The organism is Sphingomonas olei, from assembly GCF_045369765.1.
GTDB lineage: Bacteria > Pseudomonadota > Alphaproteobacteria > Sphingomonadales > Sphingomonadaceae > Sphingomonas > Sphingomonas panaciterrae.
In genome coordinates this window covers 92,477-118,550 of sequence record NZ_JBIQEU010000004.1, presented here as the reverse complement: position 1 = coordinate 118,550, position 26,074 = coordinate 92,477, and the positions used below count along the sequence as shown (strand labels likewise).

The window sequence follows — 26,074 nt, the reverse complement described above, 5'->3', positions numbered from 1 at the left end:
AGCGCCATAACAAGAATTATCGGGATATACTTGGATCGTCTCGGCGAGTGGCGCATAGTATCGCCATGCGCTTCACCATCAACGGCAGCAAGCGCGAGGCCGATCCCGACATCCGCGCCTCGCTCCTCGACGTCCTCCGCGAGGAGTTTGCCCTGACGGGCACCAAGAAGGGCTGCGATCATGGCCAGTGCGGTGCCTGCACAGTGCTGGTCAACGGGCGGCGGATCAATGCGTGTCTCACGTTGGCCGTGATGCACCAGGATGATGACATCCTGACGATCGAGGGGCTCGGCAGCGCCGATGCACTTCATCCGATGCAGGCGGCGTTCGTCCGCCATGACGGCTATCAATGCGGCTATTGCACGCCGGGGCAGATCTGCTCGGCGGTCGGCATGCTGGATGAAGTGGCCAGAGGCTGGCCCAGCCATGCCACCGACGATCTTTCCGCCCCGGCGCTGGATGATGCGGAGATCAGCGAGCGGATGAGCGGCAACATCTGCCGCTGCTCCGCCTATCCCAACATCGTCGATGCCATCCGCGACGTACATGCGCAGGAGCAGGAGGCGTGAAGACCTTCGACTACACCCGCGCGGAGAGCCCCGAAGCCGCCGTTCGCGCCGGCGGCCGCTTCATCGCTGGCGGCACCAATTTGCTCGACCTGATGAAGCTGCAGGTGGAAACGCCGGAAAGGCTGGTCGACATCAGCCGGCTCGATCTGAATACGATCGAGGAACAGGACGGCGGCCTGCTGATCGGCGCATTGGTGCCGAACAGCGATCTTGCCGCCGACCCGCGCGTCATCGCCCTGTATCCGGCGCTCAGCCGCGCGCTGCTTGCCGGCGCCTCGGGCCAGCTCCGCAACAAGGCGACCACTGGCGGCAACCTCCTCCAGCGCACCCGCTGCTATTTCTTCTACGACACCCACGCCGCGTGCAACAAACGCGACCCCGGCAGAGGCTGCGATGCGATCGACGGGTTCAACCGAATCCACGCGATCCTCGGCACCAGCGACCAGTGTATCGCTACCCACCCTGGCGACATGCCCGTCGCGATGCGGGCGCTCGACGCGACCGTCGTCACGCTGAAGCCCGACGGCGATCGCCGCCGCATCCCGCTCGGCGATTTCTACTGCCTGCCCGGCGACACGCCGCATATCGAGACGGTGCTGGAACCGGGCGAACTCATCACCCACATCGCTCTTCCCGCCCCGCCCCCCGGCGCGCGGCAGCTTTACCGCAAGGTACGTGACCGCGCCTCCTATGCTTTCGCGCTGGTCTCGGTCGCCGGGGTCGTCGCGGTGGAGAACGGCACGATTACCCATGCGGCGCTCGCCTTAGGTGGCCTTGCACACCAGCCATGGCGCGATCCCGCGGTGGAGGCTGCGCTGATGGGAAAGCCGGCCGAACAAGCCACCTTCGATGCCGCCGCCGACGCGCTGCTCACCGGCGCCCGCGGCTTCGGCCACAATGATTTCAAGATCCCGCTCACCCGGCGCGTGCTCGTCACCGCGCTGCGTGACCTTACCGGGGAGCCGGCATGAACGATCTCGCGATGGACGCGCCCTATCGTCCCGCCGCCCTCGACCGCGCGCAGCAGGGCCTGCTCGGCAAGCCGATCGACCGCTACGAAGCACGCGAAAAGGTCAGCGGCGCGGCGCCCTATGCCTTCGAGCAGGCACCGGAAAACACCGCCTACCTCGCCGTCGTGCAGTCCAGCATCGGCCGCGGCCGGGTGACCGGCGTGGATGCGACCGAGGCAGAGGCTGCGCCCGGCGTGATCGCGGTCATCCATGGCGATCCGCGCATGCCGACCGGTGAGGGCAACTCGCGCGCCATGTCCGCGATCGGCAAGGACGAGGTGTTCCACTACGGCCAGGGCGTCGCCATCGTCGTTGCAGAGACGCAGGAGGCGGCCCGCGCCGCCGCCCGCCTCGTGGCCGTCAGCTACGAGGAATCGCCCGGCCGCTTCGACGCCGCCGACGTGGAGGTCCAGCAGGATCACAAGCTCGGCTTCCTTCCGCCGGTGAACCGCGGCGATCTCGACGCGGCGCTCGCCGCTGCCGAGGTGGTGATCGACCGCACCTATACGACCCCGATCCACTTCCCCGCCGCGCTCGAGCCGCATGCTACCACCGCCTGGTGGGAGGGCGACAAACTCATCGTCCGCTCCAGCAATCAGGTGATCGGCGCGGCCAAGTCCACGATCGCCACCGCGCTTGGCATCGACGCTGATCGCGTCCGCGTCGTCGCACCCTATGTCGGTGGCGGGTTCGGCGGGAAGACCGGCGTCGGCCCGGAGGTGATCTTCGCCGCCATCGCCGCGGAGAAAATCGGCCGCCCCGTGAAGGTCGCGCTCAGCCGTCGACAGACCGCCTATATGGTCCATCATCGCTCACCGACGACGCAGCGGCTGCGCATCGGCGCTGATCATGAGGGACGGATCAGCGCGATCGGCCATGAAAGCGTCGCCTATCAGAATGACGACAGCGCCTTTCTGGAGCCGGTGCCGTTCGGCACGTTGCCGCTCTACGCCGGCGAGGCACGCCGTTTCCGCACCGATCTTGCCCGGATCGACTTGCCCGCAACGGGCGCGGTGCGCGCGCCGGGCGAGGCGATCGGCACCTTCGCGGTCGAATGCGCGATGGACGAACTGGCCGAGGCGCTTGGCCTGGACCCGATCGAGCTGCGCCGTCGCAACGAGCCGCCCCGCGATCCCACCACCGGCAAGCGCTTCTCCACCCGCCGCCTGCTCGATTGCTACGAGGAGGGCGCGCGCCGTTTCGGCTGGGATCGGCGCGAGGCGACGCCCGGGAGCCGGCGCGAGGGCGAATGGCTCATCGGCATGGGCATGGCCGCGGCACTGCGCGGCAATTTCACCGTCAATGCCGAGGCCGAGGTGATCCTTGGCGATGACGGCCGCGCCACCGTGCGTACCGACATGACCGATATCGGCACCGGCACCTACACGGTCCTTGCGCAGACGGTCGGCGACATGCTCGGTCTGCCGATCGAGGCGATCGACGTCGTGATCGGCGACAGCGATCTGCCGCCAAGCGCCGGCTCCGGCGGCTCGTTCGGCGCGGGCAGCGCCTGCGCCGCCGCCGCGCTCGCCTGCGAGGACATTCTGGCCGAGCTCGGCCGCCGCATGAATGCGGCGCCGGAGGACATGCGCCTCAAGGACGGCGTCGTCGCCGCCGGCACCCGTACCAGTCCGCTTGCCGATCTCGTCCGTGGCTCGCCGATCGCCGCCAAGGGCAAGACCTCGCCCGGCAAAGAATCGCAGGCGACCAGCCAGGCAAGTCACGGCGCGCAATTCGCCGAAGTCGCGGTCAACGCCGTCACCGGCGAGGTGCGCGTGCGCCGGATGCTCGGCGTGTTCGATATCGGCCGCGTGCTCAACGTAAAGACCGCGAAGAACCAGATCGTTGGGGGCATGGTCTGGGGCCTTGCCTATGCGCTGAGCGAAGATGGCGTGGTCGACACCCGCAACGGTCGCTTCGTGAACCCCGATTTCGGCGAATATCACGTCGCCGTGAATGCCGACGTGCCGCAGATCGAAGCGTATTTCATCGAGGAAATCGACGATTCCGCCAATCCGGTCGGCGCGAAGGGCGTCGGCGAGCTCGGCATCGCCGGCTCGGGCGCCGCGATCGTCAACGCGATCCACAATGCCACCGGCGTGCGCATCTACGACATGCCCGTGACGCTCGACAAACTTCTCCCTCATCTCCCACCGGTGTGATCCATGGCCGATAACGACAGCGTCCTCTCCGCGGCTCAATCGTGGAAGGGCGCCCGCATGGCGCTCGCCACGGTCGTCTCCACCTGGGGTTCAGCCCCCCGCCCCCGCGGCAGCCACATGCTGGTGCATGAGGACGGCCGCTTCGAAGGTTCAGTCTCCGGCGGCTGCGTCGAAGGCGACATCCTCGACACCGCAGCGCAGGTGATTGCCGGCGCGCCGTTTGCGGTGAAGAAATACGGCGTCGCCGACGCCAGCGCGTGGGAAGTCGGCCTGCCGTGCGGCGGCGAGATCAGCGTGATGGTGCAACCGGTCTCGGCAGAGGGGTTCGACCCCGAACTGTTCGACCGCATCATCGAGGCCCGCGCGGACGGCGAGTCGCTCACCGTCACCACCGACCTTTCGACCGGCCACAGCGACCTGCGCCCTGTCGAAACGGGCGAGATCTTCGCCAACCGCTACGATCCGCCCCGCCGGCTGATCGTTGTCGGCGCAGTGCAGATTGCCCAGTCGCTCGTCGGCCTCGCCCGCACGCTAGGGATCGAGACGGTAGTGGTCGACCCGCGCGGCCGCTTCCTCACCGAGGAACGCTTCCCCGATACGGCGCTCGACGATCGCTGGCCCGACGAGGCCGTCGAGGCATACAAGCCCGGGCCCTCGACAGCAGTGGTAACGCTCAGCCACGATACCAAAATCGACGACCCGGCGCTTGTCGCCGCACTCGCCGCCAATACCGGCTATGTCGGCGCGCTCGGCAGCCGCAAGAGCCACGCCGCGCGGCTGCAGCGGCTCGCGGAGGCCGGTGTCTCGGCCGATGATCTGGCGCGAATCGACGGTCCCGTCGGGCTCGATATCGGCGCGATCGGGCCGGCCGAAATCGCCCTCTCCATCGCCGGCGCGATGGTGAAGGCCTTCCATGATCGCGGCTGAGGACACCGCGCTCCTCCTGCTCGCAGCGGGCCAGTCGCGGCGCTTCGGTGCTGGTCCGAGCAAGCTAGACGCCGTGCTGGAGGGGCGACCGCTGGGTATCCATGTCGTGGAGACGCTAGCGGTTCTTCCCTTTCACGCCCGGCTCGCCGTCGTCAGGTGGAGCCTCATCGATTATGCCAGCCACGGCTATGCCACGATCGTGAATGACGATCCGGTGGGTGACATGGCGTCATCGCTGCGATTGGGCGTGCGGCGTGCCGCCGAAGTGAAGCCGCAGGCGCTGCTCGTCGTGCTGTCCGATATGCCCCGCGTCACCGCCGGTCACATCCAGCGACTACTGGCGGCGGCGGATGGACCCTCGGCTATCGTCGCCTCCACGGATGGCGACGCTCCACGCCCACCGGCCGTGTTCGGTTGCGCCCTTCTCCCACTGTTGGAACGCCTCTCCGGTGATAGTGGCGCCCGCGACATCATTCGCCGCGGGAAGCACGTTCATGCACCCGCGGAAGAGCTGGTGGACATCGATACGCTGGAACAATTGCGCTCACTGGCCTGATCGCCGGAGCAGCGCTGGGGCAGGAACGGCCAGCCAGGCGCGCGCCAGGATCGAGCCAGTCGCACGTTCCAGCCGGAAGGGAGCACATTAGTACCGCGCACCCTTCCGGTGGATAATCAATCAGGCAGCCTTGGGCCCGTCCTTGATCAGCTCGGCCAGCTCACCGCTCTCGTACATTTCCATCATGATGTCCGATCCACCGACGAACTCGCCGTTGACGTACAGCTGCGGGATCGTGGGCCAGTCCGAATAGGCCTTGATGCCCTGCCGGATCGCCTGATCCTGCAACACGTCGACGCTCTCGAAATCGGCGTTCAGATGCTGGAGGATAGCCACCGCCCGGCTGGAAAAGCCGCACTGCGGAAACAGCGGCGTGCCCTTCATGAACAGCACCACGGGGTTGTTCTTCACCACCGCGTCGATGCGGGCGTTGGTATCGTCAGTCATTCTTTGTCCTTCGCGTGAAGCGGCTGGCCGTTATTTCGGCACGCCCGTCGTCAACTGCAAGGCGTGTAGTACCCCGCCCATGCGACCACCCAGCGCGGCATAGACCGCCTGATGCTGCTTCACCCGCGACATGCCGGCGAAGGACGCCGCGGTCACCCGCGCGGCATAATGATCGCCGTCGCCGGCCAGATCGGTGATCTCGACCTCGGCATCGGGAATCCCCTCGCGGATCAACGCCGCGATTTCGTCCGCCGCCATGGGCACGTTATTGTGCTTCCATCAGCTGGCGGCGCGCCTCGACGGTCTGCTTGTCGAGCGCCTCACGCACCTCGGCCTCGCCGATGTCGACGCCAGCTGCGGTCAGATCCCCGACCAGCTTGCGGATCACGTCACCATCGCCCGCTTCCTCCAGGTCGGCGTGCACCACCGTCTTGGCATAAGCGTCCGCTTCCTCGGGCGTCAGCTTCATCAACCCGGCCGCCCACTGGCCAAGCAGGCGATTGCGCCGGGCGATGATGCGGAAGGCAAGGTCCTCGTCGCGCGCGAACTTGGTCTCGAAGGCGCGCTCGCGATCGTCGAATGTGGTCATGGCTGCTGCGTTGCTCCTATTTCAACCCGGGATAGGCAGCGCAGCGGCCCGACGCAATATTGCTGCTGCCTCAGCCGCCGCCGGCCAGCGCCGCCAGCAACAGCAATGCCACGATGTTGGTGATCTTGATCATCGGATTGACCGCCGGACCGGCGGTATCCTTGTACGGGTCACCCACGGTGTCGCCGGTCACGGCCGCCTTGTGCGCCTCCGATCCCTTGCCGCCGTAATTGCCGTCCTCGATATATTTCTTGGCATTGTCCCACGCGCCGCCGCCGCTGGTCATCGACAGCGCGACAAACAGGCCGGAGACGATCACGCCCAGCAGCATCGCGCCAAGCGCGGCGAATCCCGACGCCTGGCCATCCACCGCGGTCACCACGAAATACAGCACGATCGGCGACAATACCGGCAGCAGCGACGGTATGATCATCTCGCGGATCGCCGCGCGGGTGACCAGATCGACGGTGCGGCCGTAATTGGGCCGGCTCGTCCCCTCCATGATCCCGGGATTGTTGCGGAACTGGTCGCGCACTTCCTCGACCACCGCACCTGCCGCCCGGCCGACCGCGGTCATACCGAACGCCCCGAACAGATACGGCAGCAGCGCGCCGAGCAGCAGCCCGACGATGACGTACGGGTTGGACAGGCTGAAATCGACCGCGATGTCGGGAAAATAGGTCTGCAGGTCAGTGGTATAGGCGCCGAACAACACCAGCGCAGCCAGCCCGGCAGACCCGATGGCATAGCCCTTGGTCACCGCCTTGGTCGTATTGCCGACCGCGTCCAGCGCGTCCGTCTTGTGGCGAACCTCGTCCTCCAGGCCGGCCATCTCCGCGATACCGCCGGCATTGTCCGTCACCGGGCCATAAGCATCCAGCGCGACGACCATCCCGGCCAGCGCCAGCATCGAAGTGGCGGCAAAGGCGATGCCGATCACGCCTGCGAGCTTGTACGTCGCCACCACCGCGATCACGATCACCAGCGTCGGCAGCGCGGTCGCCTCCAGGCTGATCGCCAGCCCCTGGATGACGTTGGTGCCATGGCCGGTCTCGCTCGCCTTGGCGATCGACTTGACGGGGCGGTAATTGGTGCCCGTGTAATATTCCGTGATCCACACGATCAGGCCCGTCACCGCCAGGCCGATCAACATGCACCAGAACAGGTCCATGCCGGTGAATGCGTCCGCCGCCGGCGCGCCAGTGACCTCTGTCACGGTAAGATCGCCCGCCCCGCTGACGATCGTGTCGCTGGTCGCCTCAAGGAAGCCAGCGGCGCCAATCGGCACGTTCAGGTCGCCGAGCGTCAGCTGTGTGGCGACATAGATCGCCGGAATGGCGAGCAGCGCGGAGGTCCAGAACCCCTTGTACAGCGCGCCCATGATCGACCCCTTCGATCCCAGCCGCACCATGTAGGTGCCGATAATCGAGGTGATGATGCACACGCCGCCGACGATCAGCGGCAGGCTCATCAGGTTCATCAGTTCGGCGGGCGATGCCTGGATCAGCAGCGCGATCGAGATCATCGTCACGCCCAGCGTCACGACATAGGTTTCGAACAGGTCCGCGGCCATGCCCGCGCAATCGCCGACATTGTCGCCCACATTGTCGGCGATCACCGCCGGGTTGCGGGGGTCGTCCTCGGGGATGCCCGCCTCGACCTTGCCGACCAGATCGGCGCCGACGTCAGCGGCCTTGGTGAAGATGCCGCCGCCGAGCCGCGCAAAGATGGAAATGAGCGATGCGCCGAACGCCAGTGCGGTCAGCGCCTCGATGATCACGCGCGCGTTGGGCGCGTAGCCGCCCGGCCCGGTCAGATACCAGAAGAATCCCGCAATCGCGAGCAATCCCAGCCCCGCCACCAGCATCCCGGTGACCGCGCCGGAGCGGAACGCCATCGTCAATCCGCCCTGCAGCGTGCCCCGCGCAGCCTCTGCCGTACGAACGTTGGCGCGCACCGAGATATTCATGCCGACATAGCCGGCAACGCCCGACAGCACTGCGCCGATCAGGAACCCGACCGTCGAGAGGACGCCCAGGGTCGCAAAGATGATGACGGCGACGACCACGCCGACGATGGCAATCGTGGTATATTGGCGGCCAAGATAGGCCTTCGCCCCTTCCTGAATGGCGGCGGCGATGTCCTGCATCCGTTCATTGCCCGGAGAGGCTCGTAGGACTTGCTGGCTGGTGACGATGCCATAGACCACGGCCAGCAGGCCGCAGAGGATGGCGATATAGACCGTGGTCATCGCGTTCCTTCCCCTAACGTGGCCGATCGGCCCCGCCCCCGGGCGGTAACCGCCGGCCTCCTATGCTTATCGTTCTTGTATGACGGAGCGTAACCGTGCGGCAGGAAAGTGCAAGGCACCAATAATGGCCGGTTTTCGGGCAATCAGAGCGGCGTCCTGCCCGCAATGATGACTGATGATTTCCCGTCTTGACTGACGCTGGACTTTGATCGGTCAGGCGCGATGCTCGAAGCCGAGCCGCGGCGGCAGGGCAACAACCTCTCCGTTCTGGGTCAGGACCAGTCCCTTGCCCGCAGCAAAGCTGCCGATGCACGTCGCGATGCTGGTCGGCGCAACTTCCGGCGGCAGCGCGCACAAAAGCTGATAGTCATCCCCCGCCGTCGCCGCCGCCAGCACATCGTCACCGGCATAGCTGCGATAGGCGGTGGACAGCGGAACGCGATCGAGCGCGATGGTCAGGGCCAGCCCGCTCGCCGCCGCCATGCGCCAGCCGTCGATCAACAGCCCGTCGGACACGTCCATCATCGCATGCGCCAGCGGGGCGAGCGTCCGCCCTTCCGCAAGCCGCGGGCGCGGCCGGCGATAGGCGGCAATCAGCGCATCCGGGCCATCCCCCCGCTGGGCCGCCTTCAACCCCGCGCCCGCATCGCCGATCGTGCCCGTCACCCACAAACGGTCACCCGCCTTTGCGCCCGATCGCGCCGGGACCGCATCGGCCCGACCAAAAGCCGTCACCGTCAGCACGCGCGCCGCACCTTCGGGCAGCCCAACCGTGTCGCCGCCCAGCAATGGGCAGCCCAGCGCCGACAGGCAGGCGTTCAGTCCCGCAAGGAACGCCCGGTCCCAGCCGGTATCCGACAGCGGGTAATTCAACAGGATTCCGACCGGCTCCGCCCCCTTGGCGGCCAGATCCGACAAATTCACCGCCACCAGCTTCCACGCCACATCGCCAGGCGGATCGTCGGGCAGGAAGTGGACCCCCGCGATCATCGTGTCGGTGGTGATGACGAGGTCGCCCAGCCGTGCCACGTCGTCGCTCAGCCCCTGCGCCCCCTCATGCAGCGGCAGGCGGCGCAACGCGGCGATGAATTCGGCTTCCATCATGTCCTGGTCTCAAGCGCCGCCGGGCGGCCCAGCCGGGTCACGCCTCCAGCGCGCTGTCGCTCACGAACATGTTCCACTGCCGCTCATGCGCGAAGGTGGAAGGCTTGCCGTGCCCGGGGATGAACGCGGTCTCGCTGCCCAGCGGCCAGAGCTTGGTGACGATCGAGTTGATCAGCGTCTTGTGATTGCCCTGCGGCAGATCGGTACGGCCGACCGAGCCCTGGAACAGCACGTCGCCAACCTGCGCGAACTTGGACGGCGCGTGGTGGAAAATCACGTGCCCCGCAGTGTGCCCCGGCGTGTGATAGACGTCGAGCGTCAGTTCGCCCACCGTCACCGTGTCGCCATCCTCCAGCCAGCGATCCGGCTCGAACGGGACGCCGCGGATGCCCCAGTTGCGGCCATCGTCACCCAGCCGCGCCAGCCAGAAGCGGTCCTCCTCCTGCGGCCCCTCGATCGGCACGCCAAGCTCCTCGGCCAGCGGCTTCGCCTCGCCGGCATGGTCGATATGGCCATGGGTCAGCAGGATCTTCTCCGCCGTCACGCCAGCCTGCGCCAGCGCTGCCTTGATCTTGGGCAGGTCGCCACCCGGATCGATCACCGCCGCCTTCTTCGTCTTGGTGCACCAGATGATCGTGCAATTCTGCTCGATCGGCGTCACCGGGACGATCATCGCGCGCAGCGCTGGTTCGGTGGTCGCATCGGTCACGGGCATTTCCTCGAAAACTTGCGCTGGATGAGCGGCGCACATTGCTAGCCCGCAGATCGCCCTCACGGCAAGGCAGCAGCGTTGGCGCGGCGCACCAAGCGGGGTTGCCGCCATGGGCGGGGACGGGCATGGCGCCTTGTATGTCCCTCGCCGCACCCTTCGTGCTGCTCGACGATGCCCGGCCCGGTGGCGCGCCCGCACGCCTGTATCGCGATCCGGTGGCGATCATCGAAGCACATTCGGTGGATCAACTGGCGCCCGCGCTGACCAGCGTTCGCGAAGGCATCGCGGCGGGCCATCACGCGGCGGGCTTCATTGCCTATGAGGGCGGCGCCGCGCTGGAGCCGCATGTCGGGACGCTTCCCGCACCGGCCACCCCGCTCCTGTGGTTCGGCCTGTTCGCGGCGGTGGAGGAGCTATGCGCCCCCCACACGATCCTGCCCGCCCCGGACGGCGCATGGATCGGCGCGCTGGAACCCGCCATCTCGCGCGACGAATATGATGCGGCGCTGCGACAGGTGCTGGACCTGATCACCGCCGGCGACATCTATCAGGCGAACCTCACGTTCCGGGCGCGGGTGCCCTTTGCGGGCGATCCACTGGCGCTCTACGCCGCGGTGCGCACCCGCGCTGCTGCCGGATGGGGCGCGATCGTCGCCACCGGCGATCATCTGCTGCTCTCCTTCTCCCCGGAATTGTTCTTCCGCCTAGAAGGAGACACGCTCACCTGCCGGCCGATGAAGGGCACCGCGCGCCGCGATCCTGACCCCTCCCGCGACGACGACATCGCCGATGCGCTGGCCAGCGACGAGAAGCAGCGCGCGGAAAACCTGATGATCGTCGATCTGATGCGCAACGACCTGTCACGGGTCGCCGCCGCCGGCAGCGTTAAGGTACCTGCGCTCTTTGCGGTGGAGCGATATCCGACGGTTCATCAGATGACCTCCACCGTCACCGCACGGCTCGCCCCCGGGCGCGACGCGATCGACGTGCTGTCGGCCCTTTTCCCCTGCGGTTCGATCACCGGCGCCCCGAAGGTTCGGGCCATGCAGGTGCTTCGCGAGATCGAACATGCGCCGCGCGGCATCTATACCGGCTCGATCGGGGCGATCGATTCCGGCGGCGACGCGCAGTTCAATGTCGCCATCCGCACGCTGGAGATCGCCGCGGGTGCGGATCACGCGACGCTTGGCCTTGGCGGCGGGATCGTCGCTGACAGCCGCGCTGACAGCGAGTGGGACGAGGCACTGGCCAAGGGCGCGTTCCTGACGCACGGCCAGCGAACCCCCGACCTGATCGAGACGATGCGCTTCGATCCCGATGCGGGCATCCTGCTCGTCGAGCGGCATCTGGCGCGTATGAAGGCCAGCGCCGCCCGCCTCGGCTTCGTCTTCGACCGGCATGACGCCCGCAATGAACTGCAGGCGGCGACCTTCCGGTTGCGGGCACCTGCTCGCATCCGGCTGTTGCTGAGCCACAGCGGCCGGATCACGATCGAGGTCGCGCCTGCTCCGCCCCCGATCCCCCGAACATTGCACGTGGCGCTGGCACCCTTGCCGGTCGTCCCATCCGACTATCGGCTCCGCCACAAGACCAGCAGTAGACGCTTCTATGACGAGGCACGCCGCCGCGCCGGCGCTGACGAGGTGGTGTTCGTCGATCCGGACGGGTTCCTGACGGAAGGCAGCTTCACCAGCGTCTTCGTGGAACGTGATGGGCTGCTGCTCACGCCGCCGCTGGCGCGTGGCCTTCTTCCCGGGGTGCTGCGCGCCGAGCTGATCGACATCGGCCGCGCGGTCGAACACGAACTGACCGCTGATGATCTCGCGGCGGGCTTTCATGTCGGAAATGCGCTGCGCGGCCTCATGTCCGCGTTCGTGACAGTTGCGGAGCCGGGAGACGCCTCGCTATAGGCCGCGGCGCTTAAAGGAGCCGCCCCCATGAAGACGTCCGCCGCGCTCGATCGCATCAGCCCATCGCCCACGCTGGCGATCACCACCAAGGTGCAGGAGCTGAAGCGTGCCGGTATCGACGTCATCGGTCTGGGTGCCGGCGAGCCGGATTTCGACACGCCCGATTTCGTCAAGGAAGCGGCGATCGAGGCAATCCGCCGTGGCCAGACGAAATACACCAATGTCGACGGCACGCCCGAGCTGAAGGATGCGATCGTCGCCAAGTTCAAGCGCGACAACGGGCTCGACTACACCCCCGCCCAGATTAGCGTGAACGTCGGCGGCAAGCACACCTTGTTCAACGCCATGGTCGCGACCGTCGGCGAGGGGGACGAGGTGATTGTGCCGGCGCCCTATTGGGTCAGCTATCCCGATGTCGTGCAGTTCGCCGGCGGCACGCCGATCGTCGTCGCAGCGGGCCCGGAACATGGCTACAAGCTGACCCCGGCGATGCTGGAGGCCGCGATCACGCCGCGTACCAAGTGGCTGATCCTCAATTCGCCGTCCAACCCGACCGGCGCCGCCTATACCGCGGCCGAACTGAAGGCGCTGGGCGAGGTGCTGGAACGCCACCCCCACGTCTGGATCTTCGCCGACGATATGTACGAGCATATCGTTTATGACGATTTCCAGTTCGCCACGATCGCTCAGGTCTGCCCGTCGCTCTACGATCGCACGCTGACGGTGAACGGCTGTTCCAAGGCCTATGCCATGACCGGCTGGCGCATCGGCTTCGCTGGCGGCGCGCAATGGCTGATCAAGGCGATGGCGAAGCTCCAGTCGCAGTCGACCAGCAACCCCTGCTCGATCGCCCAGGCCGCGGCCGCGGCGGCGCTGAATGGCGACCAATCCTTCCTTGCGGAGCGCAATGCCGCCTTCAAGGCGCGCCGCGATCTCGTCGTCGGCATGCTGAACGACACGCCGGGCATCACCTGCCCGACGCCCGAAGGCGCATTCTACGTCTATCCCGAGGTCTCCGGCCTCATCGGCAAGACGACGCCCAAGGGGCAGAAGATCGAAACCGACAGCGATTTCGTCGGCTATCTCCTGGAGGAAGCGCGGGTCGCCGCAGTGCAGGGCGTGGCGTTCGGCCTCTCCCCGGCGATGCGCATCAGCTACGCGACCAGCGAGGAGATCCTTCGCGAGGCGTGCACCCGGATCCAGCAGGCGTGCGCCGCGCTGCGCTAGCAGCAATCTCGCGTCGACCAGCTTCAACAATCCGGCTCGGTCGGCGCACGAACGGACGTAAAAAAGGTTCCCGTAGGGAAACAGTTCCTTTCCTTGTTGACCATACAAGGGCAAGGGCCGCGTCCCTACATGCAAAACACGTGATGAACGGGGGCACCAGCCCCGGTTCAGGCGGTCGTGGCTACCACTGCGACGAACAGAAACGAGATACAGAGTACGCTTATGACCCGCCTCCTCAAGTCCAGCTTCCTGTGGCAGTTCGCCGGCGGGTTCCTGCTCGGTGCGGTCGGCCTGTTCACGCTCACGCCGACGACCGATCCGGTGACGGGCGCGCCGGTGGTCGAACAGGTTCGCTGATACGCTGACGACGGCCGTTACCCGGCCGTCACACGCCTGATACGAAGCTGCTATCAAAGCGTCATCGATCGGTGATCTGCCCGTAACCTGCCGCGGTTAGAGCTGCATGGCAGGGAGGGCCCGCCATGCCGACGACCGTCACGCTCGCCGACGTCACCGACCTTGCGGATTTCGCCAATTCGCGCCCCCATCTTCCCGAACGCGCCGTCGAACGGACGCGCTATCGCACCATCTGGATCAGCGATGTCCATCTCGGCACCCGCGGGTGCAATGCCGGGATGCTCATCGACTTCCTCGACCATGTCGACAGCGACACCATGTATCTGGTGGGCGATATCGTCGATGGCTGGCGGCTGCGGCGGAAATTCTACTGGCCGGCAGCGCACAGCGATGTCGTATGGCGACTGCTGAAACGCGCTGGGCGGGGGACGCGGATGATCTTCATCCCCGGCAATCATGATGAGGCGTTTCGCCAGTTCTGCGGCCTCGACTTCGGCGGCATCGCGATCCGCCGCAACGCTATTCACGTCACCGCCGACGGCCGTCGCCTGCTGGTGCTCCATGGCGACGAATTCGACGCGATCACTCTTGCGCATCGCTGGCTCGCCCATGTCGGCGACACTGCCTACAGCCTGCTAATGCTGGCCAATCGCGCGGTGAACGCCTTCCGTCGCCGCTTCGGGCTTCCTTATTGGTCGCTCAGCAAACATGCCAAGGCGCGCGTCAAGAACGCGGTCGCCTTCATTTCCCGCTTCGAGGAGATTGTCGCCGAGGCCGCCGGCGCGCGCGGGGTCGACGGCGTGGTCTGCGGCCATATCCACACCGCCGAGATGCGCACGATCGGCGACATCGCTTATTTCAACGATGGCGACTGGGTGGAAAGCGCCACGGCGCTGGTCGAGCATGTCGACGGGCGGATGGAGATCGTCCACTGGGCCGAGGTAATGGCCCGGCGCGAGGCGGCGGCCGTCCTCGCCATCGCAGCCTGAGCGCGCATCATGAAGATCGCGATCGTCACCGATGCCTGGGCGCCGCAGGTGAATGGCGTTGTGCGCACCCTCCAGTCGCTGGTCGGCGAGCTGACCACGATGGGCCACCATCCTTTGGTCATCGCGCCCGATGGCTTTCGCTCATTCCCCTGCCCCACCTATCCGGAGATCCGGCTGGCGGTGGCCAGCTCTCGCGCAGTGGGCAGCCGCATCGCCGCCTTCGGAGCGGAGGCGATCCATATCGCGACCGAAGGGCCACTCGGCTTCGCCGCACGCCGCTGGTGCCTCGACCGCGGCGTTCCGTTCACCACCGCCTATCACACGCAATTCCCGGATTATGTCGCCGCGCGCACCGGGTTGAGCCCGGCGTGGATCTGGCACCTTGTTCGCCGCTTCCACCAGCGCGCCGACGCCGTCCTTGTCTCGACCCCCACCATCCAGCACATGCTGGCCTCACACGGCATCTCGCACACGCTGCCCTGGGGCCGCGGCGTCGCGCGCGAGTTCACGCCGAACGGCGCTACGGACCGACACCTCGCCGCCCTGCCCCGCCCGGTCCTGCTGTACGTCGGCCGTGTCGCGATCGAAAAGAATGTCGCCGCCTTCCTCGCCGCCCCGCATCCGGGCAGCAAGGTGGTGGTCGGCGACGGCCCCGCCCTTCCCGACCTTCGCCACCGTTTCCCCAACGCACATTTCCTCGGCCCCCGCTTCGGCGAAGCGCTCGCCGCCTGCTATCGCACCGCCGACGTTCTGGTGTTCCCCAGCCGGACCGACACTTTCGGGTTGGTGATGATCGAGGCGCTGGCATGCGGGACGCCGGTGGCCGCCTATCCGGTGCCCGGCCCGATCGACGTCCTCTCCTCCGCCAGCGGCGTGATGGACGATGACCTCACCCGCGCGATCGCCGGCGCGCTGACGCTCGATCGGGCACGATGCGCGGCCGAAGGCAGGCGCCACAGCTGGCGCGCAAGCGCCGAGCAATTCCTGGCGGCACTCGTCCCGATCGCACTTCCGCGCGCCGCATAATGCGACGGCGCTTGCCCTGACGGCACGGGCACATTAAGTCACCACAGGTTAGGCGGCCGCTCCGGTAAGGGGCGGCCCTATTTGTTTATACCGAAAGGCTTTCCCGCATGGCCCAGCCGCTCATGCCCCACGCGACCGCTTCATGGCTCGTCGACAACACGTCGCTGACGTTCGAGCAGATCGCGGAATTCTGCGGTTTGCACGTGCTCGAAGTGCAGGCGATCGCTGACGATACCGCGGCGACCAAGCTGACCGGGCGCGATCCGGTGCGCGCACACGAACTGACCCAGGACGAGATCGAGAAGGGCCAGGCCAATCCCGACTATCGCCTGAAGATGACCAAGGGGCCGGAGCAGGTCCGCCGGACCAAGGGGCCGCGCTACACCCCTGTGTCGAAGCGTCAGGACAAGCCGGACGGTATCGCCTGGATCATCCGCAACCATCCGGAGATCACCGACGGGGCGATCTCCAACCTGATCGGCACCACGCGCACCACGATTGCCGCGATCCGCGACCGGACACACTGGAACATTGGCAACATCACGCCGAAGGACCCGGTGACGCTCGGCCTGACCACGCAGCGTGAGCTGGACGCCGCCGTGGCCAAGGCCGCCAAGACCGCCGGCGTCGAGGCGCAGCCGACCGACACCCGCCTCGACGGCGACCGTGAGGCGCTGATCGAGCAGTTGCGCGCCGAACGCGAGCAGGCATCGCGCGGTGCCGAAATGGCCGGCGACGAGGATGGCGTGTCGAAGTCGTTCTTCGAGGATCCGTTCCGCCGCTGATCCGCCGCCGTCACGGGCGGATGGCTGGTCCGCCACCGGCTGGCATGAACATTACAAGGGGCGCGGTTCCGGATGCCGGGATCGCGCCCTTTGCGCATCCAGGCGCAAATTCTCTCGACGTAACGAATGTTATGCTGATAGCGTCATCGCCATGGCGACGGCAATTCAACGCACGCTGATCGGGGATGAGGGGCTGACGCCCACCAGCTGGGCCGGTCTTACCTTTCCCTTCGGTGATCGCGGGCCGCAGCCCGGCGAACTGCTCACCCTGATGGACGGTATCCGCTGGTGGCGCGTGCCGATGTCGGGGCCGCTGAAACATGTGAACGGCCTGATCCTTGATGACGGCCCCGAACTGCTCGCGATCGACACCGGAACCGCCAGCCCCCGCTCAACCGAGGCATGGCGCACCATCCTGGAGGGGCCGCTCGCGGGCCAGCGAATCGGCAAGATCATGTGCACGCACATGCACCCCGATCACGTTGGCCTCGCCGGCTGGCTGTCGCGCCGGTTCGATGATGCCGACATCGTGATGACCCGCACCGAATGGCTGATGGTGCGTATGCTGGCGGGGGATTCGCGTCCCGAGGTACCCGAGGAGCAGCTCGCCTTCTGGCGCGGCGCTGGCTGGAACGAGGAACAGGTCGCGCATGGCGCCGGCCGTGGCTGGTCCAATTTCGGCAAGGCGATCGCGCGCATGCCGCTCACCTATACCCGCATCCAGGACGGCGAGGTGCTGCAGATCGGTGGCAGCGACTGGCATGTCATCACCGGCAACGGCCACAGCCCCGAACATGCCTGCCTGGTCGATTACGACCGCCGCGTCCTCGTCGCTGGCGATCAGGTGCTGCCGAAAATAAGCTCCAACATCTCGGTCCACGTCAGCCAGAGCAATGACGACCCGCTCGGCGACTGGCTGCGCTCGATCGAGAAGTTTCGCACCTTGCCGGAGGATCTTCTGGTCCTCCCCGGTCATGGCGACCCGTTCTACGGCCTGCACACCCGGCTCGACGCGCTGCGCGACGAACATATCGACCGGCTGGATGCGATCATCGACCTGATGGGCAGCGGCGCGGTGCGTGCGGTGGATTGCTTCAAGGTGCTGTTCCGCCGCCCGATCGGGCTCGACGTGATCGGCATGGCGACCGGCGAATCGCTCGCCCACCTCCGCCGGCTGGAGGTCGAGGGTCGCGCCGTGCGCGAGGAGAGCGGCGGCACCTGGTGGTACAGCCGCCGCTGATCGCTGGCTGCTACGCGCGCCGCGCCCGCAGCAGCTTGCCGAGCGCCTGATCCAGCGCCGACAGAAAGCGCGATCGGTCCTCCTTGCTGAACGGCGGCGGGCCGCCGATCCTGTCGCCACCCGCGCGCAGATCGGCCATGATCGCGCGCACCGCCACGGCATTGCCGATCGAGCTGGTGGTGAAGGGCTTCCCCGCGGGCGAGATCACCGTCGCGCCCAGCTTCAGGCACCGGTCGGCCAACAGGATGTCAGCCGTCACGACCACCGTTGCGTCGCTCGCATGGGCGACGATCCAGTCGTCCGCCGCGTCAAAGCCATCGTTGACAACCACGCGCGCGATCAGCGGATGCTGCGGCACGCGCAGGTGCGCGTTGCTGACGATGGTGACCGGCACGTTCAGCCGATAGGCGACGCGATAGACCTCCTCCTTCACGGGACAGGCATCCGCATCGACCAGGATCGCGACCGCGGACGCCATCAGCGGCCCACGGTCCACGATCCGTCCGTCACCGCGATCAGGCTCAATGGCGGAAATGCCGCATGCCGGTGAAGATCATCGCCAACCCGGCCTCGTCAGCCGCGGCGATCACCTCGGCATCGCGGATCGATCCGCCCGGCTGGATCACTGCGGTCGCACCGGCTTCCACTGCCGCGAGCAGACCGTCAGCAAAGGGGAAGAATGCGTCGGAGGCGACGGCCGAGCCGATCGTCCGCGGCGCTGCCCAGCCGGCCTTGTCGGCGGCGTCCTTTGCCTTCCAGGCCGCGATCCGCGCCGACTCCAGTCGGTTCATCTGCCCCGCGCCGACACCCGCGGTGCTGCCCTCCTTGGCATAAACGATCGCGTTGGATTTCACATGCTTGGCGACCGTCCAGGCAAACCGGCAGTCGGCCAGTTCCTGTGCGGTGGGCTGACGCTTGGTCACGACCTTCAGCATGTCGTCAGACAAGACGCCATTGTCGCGCGTCTGCACTAGCCAGCCACCAGCGATCGTCTTGGCGGTCAGCCCCCCGCGCGCCGGATCGGGCAGCGTCCCCGTCAGCAGCAGGCGCAGGTTCTTCTTCGCCGCGAACAGCGCAATCGCTTCCTCGTCGGCGTCGGGCGCCACTACCACTTCGGTGAAGATGCCGGTGATCGCCTTCGCCGTCGCCGCGTCCAGCGTGCGGTTCAGCGCGATGATCCCGCCAAATGCCGACACCGTGTCGCAAGCAAATGCCGCTTCATAGGCATCTGCCAACGTCGTCCCCGTCGCCACGCCGCACGGATTGGCGTGCTTCACGATCACGCAGGTCGGATCGGCGTCGCGGAACTCGCTGACCAGTTCCAGCGCCGCATCGGCATCGTTGAGGTTGTTGTAGCTCAGCTCCTTGCCCTGCACCTGCCGCGCCTGGCCGATGCCCGGCGTGCTCGGGCCGGCGGGACGATAGAAGGCCGCCTGCTGGTGCGGGTTCTCGCCATAGCGAAGCACGGTGGGCGCCTCGAGCGTGAAGGGTAGGGTCGCGGGAAACTGGTCCTTCTGGTCCTCCAGCCCGAACCACCGGGCGATCATCGAATCATAGGTGGCAGTCGCGGCGAACGCCTTGGCCGCCAGCCGCTTGCGCTCCTCCAGCGTCGTCTCGCCGCGCCCGACGATGGCATAGTCCGCCGGATCGGTGACGATCGCGACATAGGCATGGTTCTTCGCTGCCGAGCGCACCATGCTGGGGCCGCCGATGTCGATATTCTCGATCACCTCGGGCCGGTCGGCGCCCTTCGCCACCGTCTGCGCGAACGGATACAGGTTCACCACGACCAGATCGATCGCGCCAATCCCATGCTCCTCCATCGCGGCGGCATGTGCGGCATCATCGCGCACCGCCAGCAACCCGCCATGAACCATCGGGTGAAGCGTCTTCACGCGCCCGTCCATCATTTCCGGGAAGCCGGTCAGGTCGGACACGTCGCGCACCGTCAGTCCGGCATCGCGAAGCGCCTTTGCCGTGCCGCCGGTGGACACCAGTTCCACCCCCTTTTCGGCGAGCGTTCGGGCGAGATCGACGATCCCCGTCTTGTCGGACACGGACAGAAGGGCGCGGCGGATGGGGATGGCGGTCATGACACTCTTTCCGCTCCTCCCCGATCGGGAGGAGCAAGGGGTGGGTGGGTGACGGATCGCGCGCGAGTCGCTGATCGTCACGATGCGACGTGCAGCCCCCTAGCGGTGCCGGCGCGCGCCCCCAAGCCCTCGTGCGCCGCCGCGGCGGAAGAAATCGCCTATCGCGCGCGTTTGAGCACCCAGCCGACGGTCGCGCCGCCCGCTTCGGCCATGCCGCTCACGACCAGCTGCTGAGTTGTTACCGGGCGACCATCACCATCGATCCACAGGCTGTCGTCGATCGCCAGCGATCCGCCCCGCGTTCGGAATTGCCACATCGCGCCGCCCGGCACGCGCAGCACCGCCCCCATGCCGTCCGCCGTCGGCGACGCCTCCACCCCGCGGCCCAGGTGAAAGCGGATGGCGAACGGCTTTGGCCCCATCGGGCGCCGCCGCCCCTTGGGCAGCAGGACGTCATCGCCGCGCAGTTCCTTGCCATCCTCGGTCAGCACCAACTGCCGCCGGTGGACGAAGCCGTGGCGACGGACATAGCCGTCGTGGCTCGCCTCGATCCGACTCGCATTTTCCGATTCCTGCCGGCTCAGCTCGACCTCGCCGACCCCCCGACCCAGCGTGCCGTCCGCGTGAATCGCGGTTGAGTTGGTATCGGCCAGCGTCAGCGTCGAATGCGCGGCGGTGGTGCGCAGCGCGGAGACCAACGCCTTGGGCAGCCCGGACATGGCCGCATTCGCGCCGCCGCAGTTGACGATGATCCGCGCCGGCCCATCGGAAAGTTCGAACGCCAGCGTGGAGGCGCAGCCGCCTTCCACGACCCTCGCGACCGGCGGTGGCGCTGCATCGACCAGCACCACGGCCGTGCCGGCGACCAGCCGCTGATATCCCCAGTCGCGTGGCTGCCGCAGCGGCCGGGTGCGTACGCCGCTCGCCTCGATAACCTGCGCCACCCGCTCGGCCGGCACCGGCCCGCCGCTCTGCCAGCTTGCGAGACCCCGGTCGGCGTGACACACGGCCAACAGCGCCGGCACCATGCGCGCAAGCGTACCCTGGATGCCCTCGGGCAATTCGAGCCGGCGGGTGATGTACGTCTCGCGCAGCATCGCCAGGAGGCCGATCATGTCCAGCAGCGCTTCGGGCGAGCGGCTGACCGCACCGCCATCCTCGAACACCGCGCCCGCCAGCGCGCGCATCAGCCCCGCCTCGCCAAAGCTGCGGCGCGGATCCCCGCCCGGGATCAGCAACCCCGCAGCAATCACCCCGCACCACGCCGCCACCCGCGCCGGCCCGATCGGCGCCTTGTCCGCGCTGGTGTCGAGGTGCCGCGCACCGCGCGCCAGCGCGTTCAGCACCTTGGATCGGTAGACCAGATCGGTCGACGACAGGATCAGCGGGGCATGCGCGGTCCAGAACAGGATGCGCCGCCCCCACAGCTCGGGCCGCCACGCCAGCGCCGTCACCCGCTCACCATGTGCGGCAAGCCACCGCGACATCAGATCCTCGGCGATCGGTGCCCCTTGCGCCCGCGTCGCCACGCTGGACAGGTCGCGCAGCCAGCCGAAACTGTGAAGATAATCGGCAAAGGGCGCCGAAGGCTGAAAGGTGCGCAGGTTCAGCCCTGCAATGTCATGCCGTTCACCGCGGAAGGCCAGTTGCCCCGCGAGCAGCGACTCCCCGCGCGCGATGTCGCCGAACAGGGGATCGTCGGGCACCGCGATCAGCTTCAGCGGATAACGGCCCTTCAGCCGCAGCCCGTGAATCGGCGTCCGCCAGGTCAGGCGATGAAAACGGTCGGTTAGCCGTTCGGCGAGCGACAGCCCCTTGTCGCCGCCGACACGGACCAGCCGCTTGCCTTCGTCTATTCCGCCCGGGACGGCTGCAGGATCGCGGGCGCCTTGGCTCATGCGCCTCGCAGGGCTCGGATATTGGCGGCATAGGCCTCAGGCCCGCCACGGAACGTCGCAGTCCCCGCCACCAGCGCGTCGGCGCCAGCGTCGATCGCCAGCGGCGCAGTGCGCTGATCGATACCCCCGTCGACCTGCAGATCGATGTCACGCCCGCTCGCATCGATCATCTTGCGGATCGCCGCGATCTTGCGCAGCTGGCTGTCGATGAAGCTCTGACCGCCGAAGCCCGGGTTCACGCTCATCACCAGTACCAGGTCGACCATGTCGATCAGGTAATCCAGCATCTTGGCCGGAGTACCGGGGTTGAGCACCACGCCCGCCCGCTTGCCCAGCGACTTGATGTGCTGAAGCGACCGGTGGATGTGCGGTCCAGCCTCAGGATGAACGGTGATCGTGTCCGCCCCGGCCTCGGCAAAGGCATCGAGATAGGCGTCGATCGGCGAGATCATCAGATGCACGTCGAACGGCTTGTCGGTGTGCGGGCGAAGCGCCTTCACCACCGCCGGCCCGATCGTGATGTTGGGCACGAAATGCCCGTCCATCACATCGATGTGGATCCAGTCGGCGCCCGCCGCATCGATCGCGCGAACCTCCTCGCCCAGCTTGGCAAAGTCAGCGGAGAGGATCGAAGGCGCGATACGGACAGGCTTGGTCATGGAACTCACTGTGGATCGGCCCGCGCCCGCCGGCTTCGCTGCACGCGTGCAGGAACCCGGATCAGCGCGAACGAATGGACGTGTCGCTCAGATGCTTAACGTGCGATTTGATCAGGCGGAAGCACGCACGAGCCGGACGATGAAAAACCCGTCGCACCCGCCCGCATCTTCCAGCGTCCCCGGCAGCGTGCGGAGATAGCCGCCGCTCTGCGCCGCGAACCCGTGGGGCAATTCACCCGGCTGTGGCGGCTCGAGGGCATAATCGGGATGCTCAGCCAGAAACCGCTCCAGCTGCGCCTCGCCCTCCTCCGGCTCCAGCGAACAAGTGGCATAGACCAGCCGCCCGCCCGGCCGCACCCATGCGGCGGCGCGATCGAACAATTGCGCCTGCAGCGCGGCCATGTCGGCGATGATGCCAGCATGGGCGCGATACAATACGTCGGGATGCCGCCGAAAAATGCCCGTCGCGCTGCACGGCGCATCGAGCAGCAGGGCATCAACCGGTTCGCTCGGCGCCCAATCCATCGCGTCGGCGATCACGACCGTCGCCGGCTGCTTGGTCCGCGCCAAATTCTCGTGGAGGCGCGCGGCGCGCGACGGCGATATTTCCAGCGCCGTCACGACCCAACCGGCCGTCGCCAGCTGCATCGTCTTTCCCCCCGGCGCGGCGCACAGGTCGAGCGCGCGGCCCGGCCCCCGCCCGATCAACCGCGCGGGAAGCGAGGCGGCCACGTCCTGCACCCACCAGGTGCCTTCTGCGAACCCCGGCAATTGCGCCACCGGCGCCGCATGGCGCAGCCGCCGATGGTCGGTTGCCAGACTGTCCCCCTCGGGCGCCAGCGCATCAGGAGCGGCCAGCGTCAGGTCCAGCGGCGGCGGCACCGCGATGGCGCGGGCGGCGGCTGCCACCACGTCCTCACCCCATGATTCACGCCAGCGCGCCGCGATCTCCGGCGGCAACGCGGGAACATCCGGCAGGGTCGCACCCCCGCGTGTCAGTGCCCCAAACACACCATGGACCAGCTTGCGCGGCCCGCCATCGACCAGCGGCAGCACCGTGGCGATCGCGGCGTGCGGCGGGGTGCCCAGCGCCAGCGTCTGCACCAGCGCGATGCGCAGTGCGGAACGCGCCTTGGCATCTTCGGGGAGCACCTGGCGGGTCGCCGAATCGATCAGCGAATCAAGGTCGGGCAGGCGGCGCAGCGTCTCGGCCGCAATCGCATGAGCGAGGCCGCGATCCGGCCCCTCCAGTCCGCGCGTCGCCTGCGGCAGGGCCGCCTCCAGCGGTTCACCCCGCCGCAACACCGCATCGAGCAGGCGGAGCGCGGCGCGGCGCGGCGCGGTGCCGGGCGGATCCGCCGGGCGACGATGATGGACAGGCGGGCGGGGCTTGGCGGAAGAAGACATCGCGCCCATGTGGCGGGTGAACGCCGTAACCGGAAGAGCCCATGTCCAATCGACCACCTCATGTGAAGCCGCCGGCCTATCTTTCGCCGAACAAGCCGGTGCCCGAGCCCGCGCCGATGGAGCGCCCGCCCGAGGATCCACTCGGCCGCGATCCGGTGCGCTATGGCGACTGGGAGAAGAAGGGCATCGCCGTCGATTTCTGACCCACCCTGACGGCGCAGACAGGTGACGTAACGTCATTCCTTTCGTGACCGGAACGAAGTTTGGGTCGGCGCGTCTCAGCCTCGATGCCCACCTTTCTTTCCCGGCGCCGTGTCCGCGTCATCCTTGCTACCGCGGGCGCGCTTCTCCTGTGCGCGCTCCTCGCGCTGGCGATCTTCCCCTGGGGCATGCTGAAAGGCGCCGCGGAAAGCCGGCTGACCCAGCGTTTCGGTCGCCCCGTGACCATCGGGACGATGGAGCGGGTCGACCCCGTCGGCTTCGCCACTATTGTCCGCCTTCGCGACGTGCGGATCCCTGGCCCGGCCTGGTCCGCCCCGCGTGACCTCGCAAAGATCGGCCGGATCGACGTTGGCTTCAACGCACTGTCGCTTCTGCTCGGACGATTGTCGCCGCACACGATCGACATCTCGGGCGCACAGATCAATCTCGTTCGAACCCGCGATGGGCGGGAGAATTGGCGGCAGGACAAGAGCGCTGATCGCCAGTCGGGCAACAGCAGCCTCGATCGCCTGACGGTCGCAAATTCCCGGCTCCGCTATGACGATGCGAAGCAGGATCGCCGCTTCGACATGGCCTTTGCCTCCGATGCAGGCGCCGGCTTGCGGCTGCAGGGATCCGGTACCGTGCGCGGCGCGCCCGTGACACTTGCCGCCCGGGCGCCCGCTCTGTCGGACCGGGACGGGGGGCGCTGGCCGTTCGAGGCGCGGATCACCGGCGAGGCGCTGTCGATGCACACCCGCGGCACCATGGCCGCGCCCTTCGACACCGATCGCATGACGCTCGACGTCACGGCGCGCGCGAATGACCTGAAACTCATCGATGCGATCATCGAGGCGGGATTGTTCCAGACCCAGCCAGTGACGCTGTCGGCACATGTGCGCCGCGAACCCACACGATGGTTGATCGACCGGCTCGACGGCCGGATCGGTCGGTCCGACCTGTCGGGGAAGCTGACGGTCGACAAGGTGGACGGCCGCACGAAGCTGTCGGGCACCTTTGTCTCCCGCCAACTCGACTTCGACGATTTCGCTTCCGACGAGGGGCTGCGCCGCGCCGCCGCGAAAAAGCGCGCGATTGGCCCCCGCATCGTTCCCGACACCCGCGTCAACCTTGCAAAGGTCGGCAAGACGGACGGCACCATTTCCTTTCGCGTCGGCAACATCGTCAGCCGGCAGGGTCCATCGTCGCTGAAGACCCTCGCCGGCACGCTGGCGCTCGACAACCGCAAGCTCTCGGTGGCGCCCCTCACGATCGGGCTCAGCCAGGGCAGGATCACGGGCAGCGCGGTCGTCGATCAGTCGGATGGTGCGCCTGAGCCGCTCGTCCGGCTCGATCTTCGCCTCCTCGACAGCAGCATTCCGGCGCTCGGCGGCGGTGGCGGTTCGGTAACGGGCCGGGTCGACGCGCGCGCCGTCCTTGCCGGCCGCGGCAGCACGATCCGCGAAGCGGTCGGCAAATCCTCCGGCCGGATCGGCGTGGTCGCCCGCAACGGCGCCCTGCCCGCGGAGATCGCCGCCGCGCTCGGCTTTGACGCGGGGCGCGCGCTGCTCGCCGGTGAGAAGGATCGCGCTGCCCTGCGCTGCGTAGTGGTCGGCATCGCCTTGCGCGGCGGGCGCGGAACGGTCGGGCCGTTTGTTATCGACACCTCGCAAAGCCGGCTCGATGGCGCAGGCACCGTCACCTTCCCCGGCGAAACGCTCGCGGTTCGGCTGACCGGCGCGCCCAAGCAGGACGCCGTGCTGCGCCTTCCCGGGTCGGCCACACTCTCCGGCACGATCAGCGAACCTGATGTTCAGGTGCCCAAGGAGGTCAAATCGGTCGGCAACGTCTTCAAGGCGATCGGCCGTGCAATCACCGGAAAGCAGGGTCCGACCGCGACCGACGCCGACTGCGCGGCGCTTTCCGCGCGCGTCCTGCGGTGATCGTCGCCGCGC

The 26,074-nt window shown here is 67.4% G+C and carries 25 protein-coding genes; 14 read left to right on the top strand and 11 right to left on the bottom strand.

The features are described from left to right. Nucleotides 1–65 precede the first annotated feature (65 nt). The 5 genes from ACH0BU_RS06875 to ACH0BU_RS06855 are packed head-to-tail and all read left to right on the top strand — an operon-like array spanning nt 66 to nt 5,224. Nucleotides 66–569 carry a 2Fe-2S iron-sulfur cluster-binding protein gene (locus ACH0BU_RS06875; RefSeq protein WP_296222566.1) on the top strand — a complete coding sequence of 168 codons (504 nt, stop codon included), beginning with the start codon at nt 66–68 and terminating at the stop codon, nt 567–569. Next, the gene (locus ACH0BU_RS06870) at nt 566–1,540 is read left to right on the top strand and encodes an FAD binding domain-containing protein (RefSeq protein WP_296222557.1); all 975 of its coding nucleotides are present in this window, start codon (nt 566–568) and stop codon (nt 1,538–1,540) included. Before ACH0BU_RS06875 ends, ACH0BU_RS06870 begins: the two co-directional genes overlap by 4 nt. Beyond that, a complete protein-coding gene (locus ACH0BU_RS06865) occupies nt 1,537–3,741 on the top strand; it encodes a molybdopterin cofactor-binding domain-containing protein (protein WP_314470886.1) in 2,205 nt (734 codons plus the stop codon). The genes ACH0BU_RS06870 and ACH0BU_RS06865 overlap by 4 nt, the downstream gene beginning before the upstream one ends. 3 nt (nt 3,742–3,744) lie before the next feature. Beyond that, nucleotides 3,745–4,668, top strand: coding sequence for an XdhC family protein (locus ACH0BU_RS06860; protein ID WP_314470887.1), 924 nt, complete (start codon nt 3,745–3,747; stop codon nt 4,666–4,668). Beyond that, nucleotides 4,655–5,224, top strand: coding sequence for a nucleotidyltransferase family protein (locus ACH0BU_RS06855; protein ID WP_296218039.1), 570 nt, complete (start codon nt 4,655–4,657; stop codon nt 5,222–5,224). Before ACH0BU_RS06860 ends, ACH0BU_RS06855 begins: the two co-directional genes overlap by 14 nt. Before the next feature lie 120 nt (nt 5,225–5,344). Here ACH0BU_RS06855 and grxD read toward each other — a convergent pair whose 3' ends face one another. The 6 genes from grxD to ACH0BU_RS06825 form a co-directional block, all read right to left on the bottom strand. Continuing rightward, nucleotides 5,345–5,671: a Grx4 family monothiol glutaredoxin gene (gene grxD / locus ACH0BU_RS06850; RefSeq protein WP_046409110.1), complete on the bottom strand. Its 327-nt coding sequence runs from the start codon at nt 5,669–5,671 to the stop codon at nt 5,345–5,347. A gap of 30 nt (nt 5,672–5,701) precedes the next feature. After that, nucleotides 5,702–5,935, bottom strand: coding sequence for a BolA family protein (locus ACH0BU_RS06845; RefSeq protein WP_046409109.1), 234 nt, complete (start codon nt 5,933–5,935; stop codon nt 5,702–5,704). Nucleotide 5,936: 1 nt separating this feature from the next. After that, entirely contained in the window at nt 5,937–6,260 is a 324-nt protein-coding gene (locus tag ACH0BU_RS06840; protein ID WP_046409108.1) for a DUF1476 domain-containing protein, read from the bottom strand. A 70-nt stretch (nt 6,261–6,330) separates the two neighbouring features. Then, complete coding sequence (locus tag ACH0BU_RS06835) at nt 6,331–8,511, bottom strand: sodium-translocating pyrophosphatase (protein WP_296218043.1); 2,181 nt, start codon at nt 8,509–8,511, stop codon at nt 6,331–6,333. A 213-nt stretch (nt 8,512–8,724) separates the two neighbouring features. Beyond that, entirely contained in the window at nt 8,725–9,615 is an 891-nt protein-coding gene (gene thiL, locus ACH0BU_RS06830; protein ID WP_296218046.1) for a thiamine-phosphate kinase, read from the bottom strand. A gap of 37 nt (nt 9,616–9,652) precedes the next feature. Then, entirely contained in the window at nt 9,653–10,288 is a 636-nt protein-coding gene (locus ACH0BU_RS06825; protein WP_301091880.1) for an MBL fold metallo-hydrolase, read from the bottom strand. A 176-nt stretch (nt 10,289–10,464) separates the two neighbouring features. Here ACH0BU_RS06825 and pabB point away from each other — a divergent pair, with 176 nt between their 5' ends. The 7 genes from pabB (at nt 10,465) to ACH0BU_RS06790 (ending at nt 17,861) form a co-directional block, all read left to right on the top strand. Continuing rightward, nucleotides 10,465–12,237 carry an aminodeoxychorismate synthase component I gene (gene pabB, locus ACH0BU_RS06820; RefSeq protein ID WP_296218049.1) on the top strand — a complete coding sequence of 591 codons (1,773 nt, stop codon included), beginning with the start codon at nt 10,465–10,467 and terminating at the stop codon, nt 12,235–12,237. 27 nt (nt 12,238–12,264) lie between these two features. Beyond that, nucleotides 12,265–13,464: a pyridoxal phosphate-dependent aminotransferase gene (locus tag ACH0BU_RS06815; protein ID WP_046409105.1), complete on the top strand. Its 1,200-nt coding sequence runs from the start codon at nt 12,265–12,267 to the stop codon at nt 13,462–13,464. Between the two features lie 222 nt (nt 13,465–13,686). Continuing rightward, complete coding sequence (locus ACH0BU_RS06810; RefSeq protein ID WP_269430566.1) at nt 13,687–13,821, top strand: hypothetical protein; 135 nt, start codon at nt 13,687–13,689, stop codon at nt 13,819–13,821. A gap of 125 nt (nt 13,822–13,946) precedes the next feature. Further along, nucleotides 13,947–14,810, top strand: a complete 864-nt coding sequence (locus ACH0BU_RS06805; protein ID WP_136450468.1) for a UDP-2,3-diacylglucosamine diphosphatase — start codon at nt 13,947–13,949, stop codon at nt 14,808–14,810. Between the two features lie 9 nt (nt 14,811–14,819). Continuing rightward, nucleotides 14,820–15,836 carry a glycosyltransferase family 4 protein gene (locus ACH0BU_RS06800; protein ID WP_296218060.1) on the top strand — a complete coding sequence of 339 codons (1,017 nt, stop codon included), beginning with the start codon at nt 14,820–14,822 and terminating at the stop codon, nt 15,834–15,836. Between the two features lie 107 nt (nt 15,837–15,943). Next, nucleotides 15,944–16,621 (top strand): DUF1013 domain-containing protein, encoded by a 678-nt coding sequence (locus ACH0BU_RS06795; RefSeq protein ID WP_046409102.1) that lies wholly within the window; start codon nt 15,944–15,946, stop codon nt 16,619–16,621. A gap of 151 nt (nt 16,622–16,772) precedes the next feature. Continuing rightward, on the top strand, nt 16,773–17,861 hold the full coding sequence (locus ACH0BU_RS06790) for an MBL fold metallo-hydrolase (protein ID WP_125945158.1): 1,089 nt from the start codon (nt 16,773–16,775) through the stop codon (nt 17,859–17,861). A 10-nt stretch (nt 17,862–17,871) separates the two neighbouring features. Here ACH0BU_RS06790 and ACH0BU_RS06785 read toward each other — a convergent pair whose 3' ends face one another. The 5 genes from ACH0BU_RS06785 to ACH0BU_RS06765 all read right to left on the bottom strand — a co-directional run bounded on the left by ACH0BU_RS06785 (nt 17,872) and on the right by ACH0BU_RS06765 (nt 23,918). Further along, nucleotides 17,872–18,339 (bottom strand): YaiI/YqxD family protein, encoded by a 468-nt coding sequence (locus tag ACH0BU_RS06785; RefSeq protein ID WP_136450466.1) that lies wholly within the window; start codon nt 18,337–18,339, stop codon nt 17,872–17,874. A gap of 43 nt (nt 18,340–18,382) precedes the next feature. After that, entirely contained in the window at nt 18,383–19,954 is a 1,572-nt protein-coding gene (gene purH, locus ACH0BU_RS06780; RefSeq protein WP_296218068.1) for a bifunctional phosphoribosylaminoimidazolecarboxamide formyltransferase/IMP cyclohydrolase, read from the bottom strand. A 158-nt stretch (nt 19,955–20,112) separates the two neighbouring features. Continuing rightward, a complete protein-coding gene (locus tag ACH0BU_RS06775; protein WP_314470901.1) occupies nt 20,113–21,852 on the bottom strand; it encodes a heparinase II/III family protein in 1,740 nt (579 codons plus the stop codon). After that, nucleotides 21,849–22,511: a ribulose-phosphate 3-epimerase gene (gene rpe, locus ACH0BU_RS06770; protein WP_125945154.1), complete on the bottom strand. Its 663-nt coding sequence runs from the start codon at nt 22,509–22,511 to the stop codon at nt 21,849–21,851. Before rpe ends, ACH0BU_RS06775 begins: the two co-directional genes overlap by 4 nt. Nucleotides 22,512–22,622: 111 nt before the next feature. Next, nucleotides 22,623–23,918 (bottom strand): RsmB/NOP family class I SAM-dependent RNA methyltransferase, encoded by a 1,296-nt coding sequence (locus tag ACH0BU_RS06765; RefSeq protein ID WP_296218073.1) that lies wholly within the window; start codon nt 23,916–23,918, stop codon nt 22,623–22,625. Nucleotides 23,919–23,959: 41 nt separating this feature from the next. On the opposite strand from ACH0BU_RS06765, the gene ACH0BU_RS06760 reads away from it, so the two are divergent. Together ACH0BU_RS06760 and ACH0BU_RS06755 are read left to right on the top strand one after the other, a co-directional pair. After that, entirely contained in the window at nt 23,960–24,121 is a 162-nt protein-coding gene (locus ACH0BU_RS06760) for a DUF1674 domain-containing protein (protein ID WP_125945152.1), read from the top strand. Between the two features lie 84 nt (nt 24,122–24,205). Next, nucleotides 24,206–26,062, top strand: coding sequence for an AsmA family protein (locus ACH0BU_RS06755; RefSeq protein ID WP_296218076.1), 1,857 nt, complete (start codon nt 24,206–24,208; stop codon nt 26,060–26,062). Nucleotides 26,063–26,074: the final 12 nt, after the last annotated feature.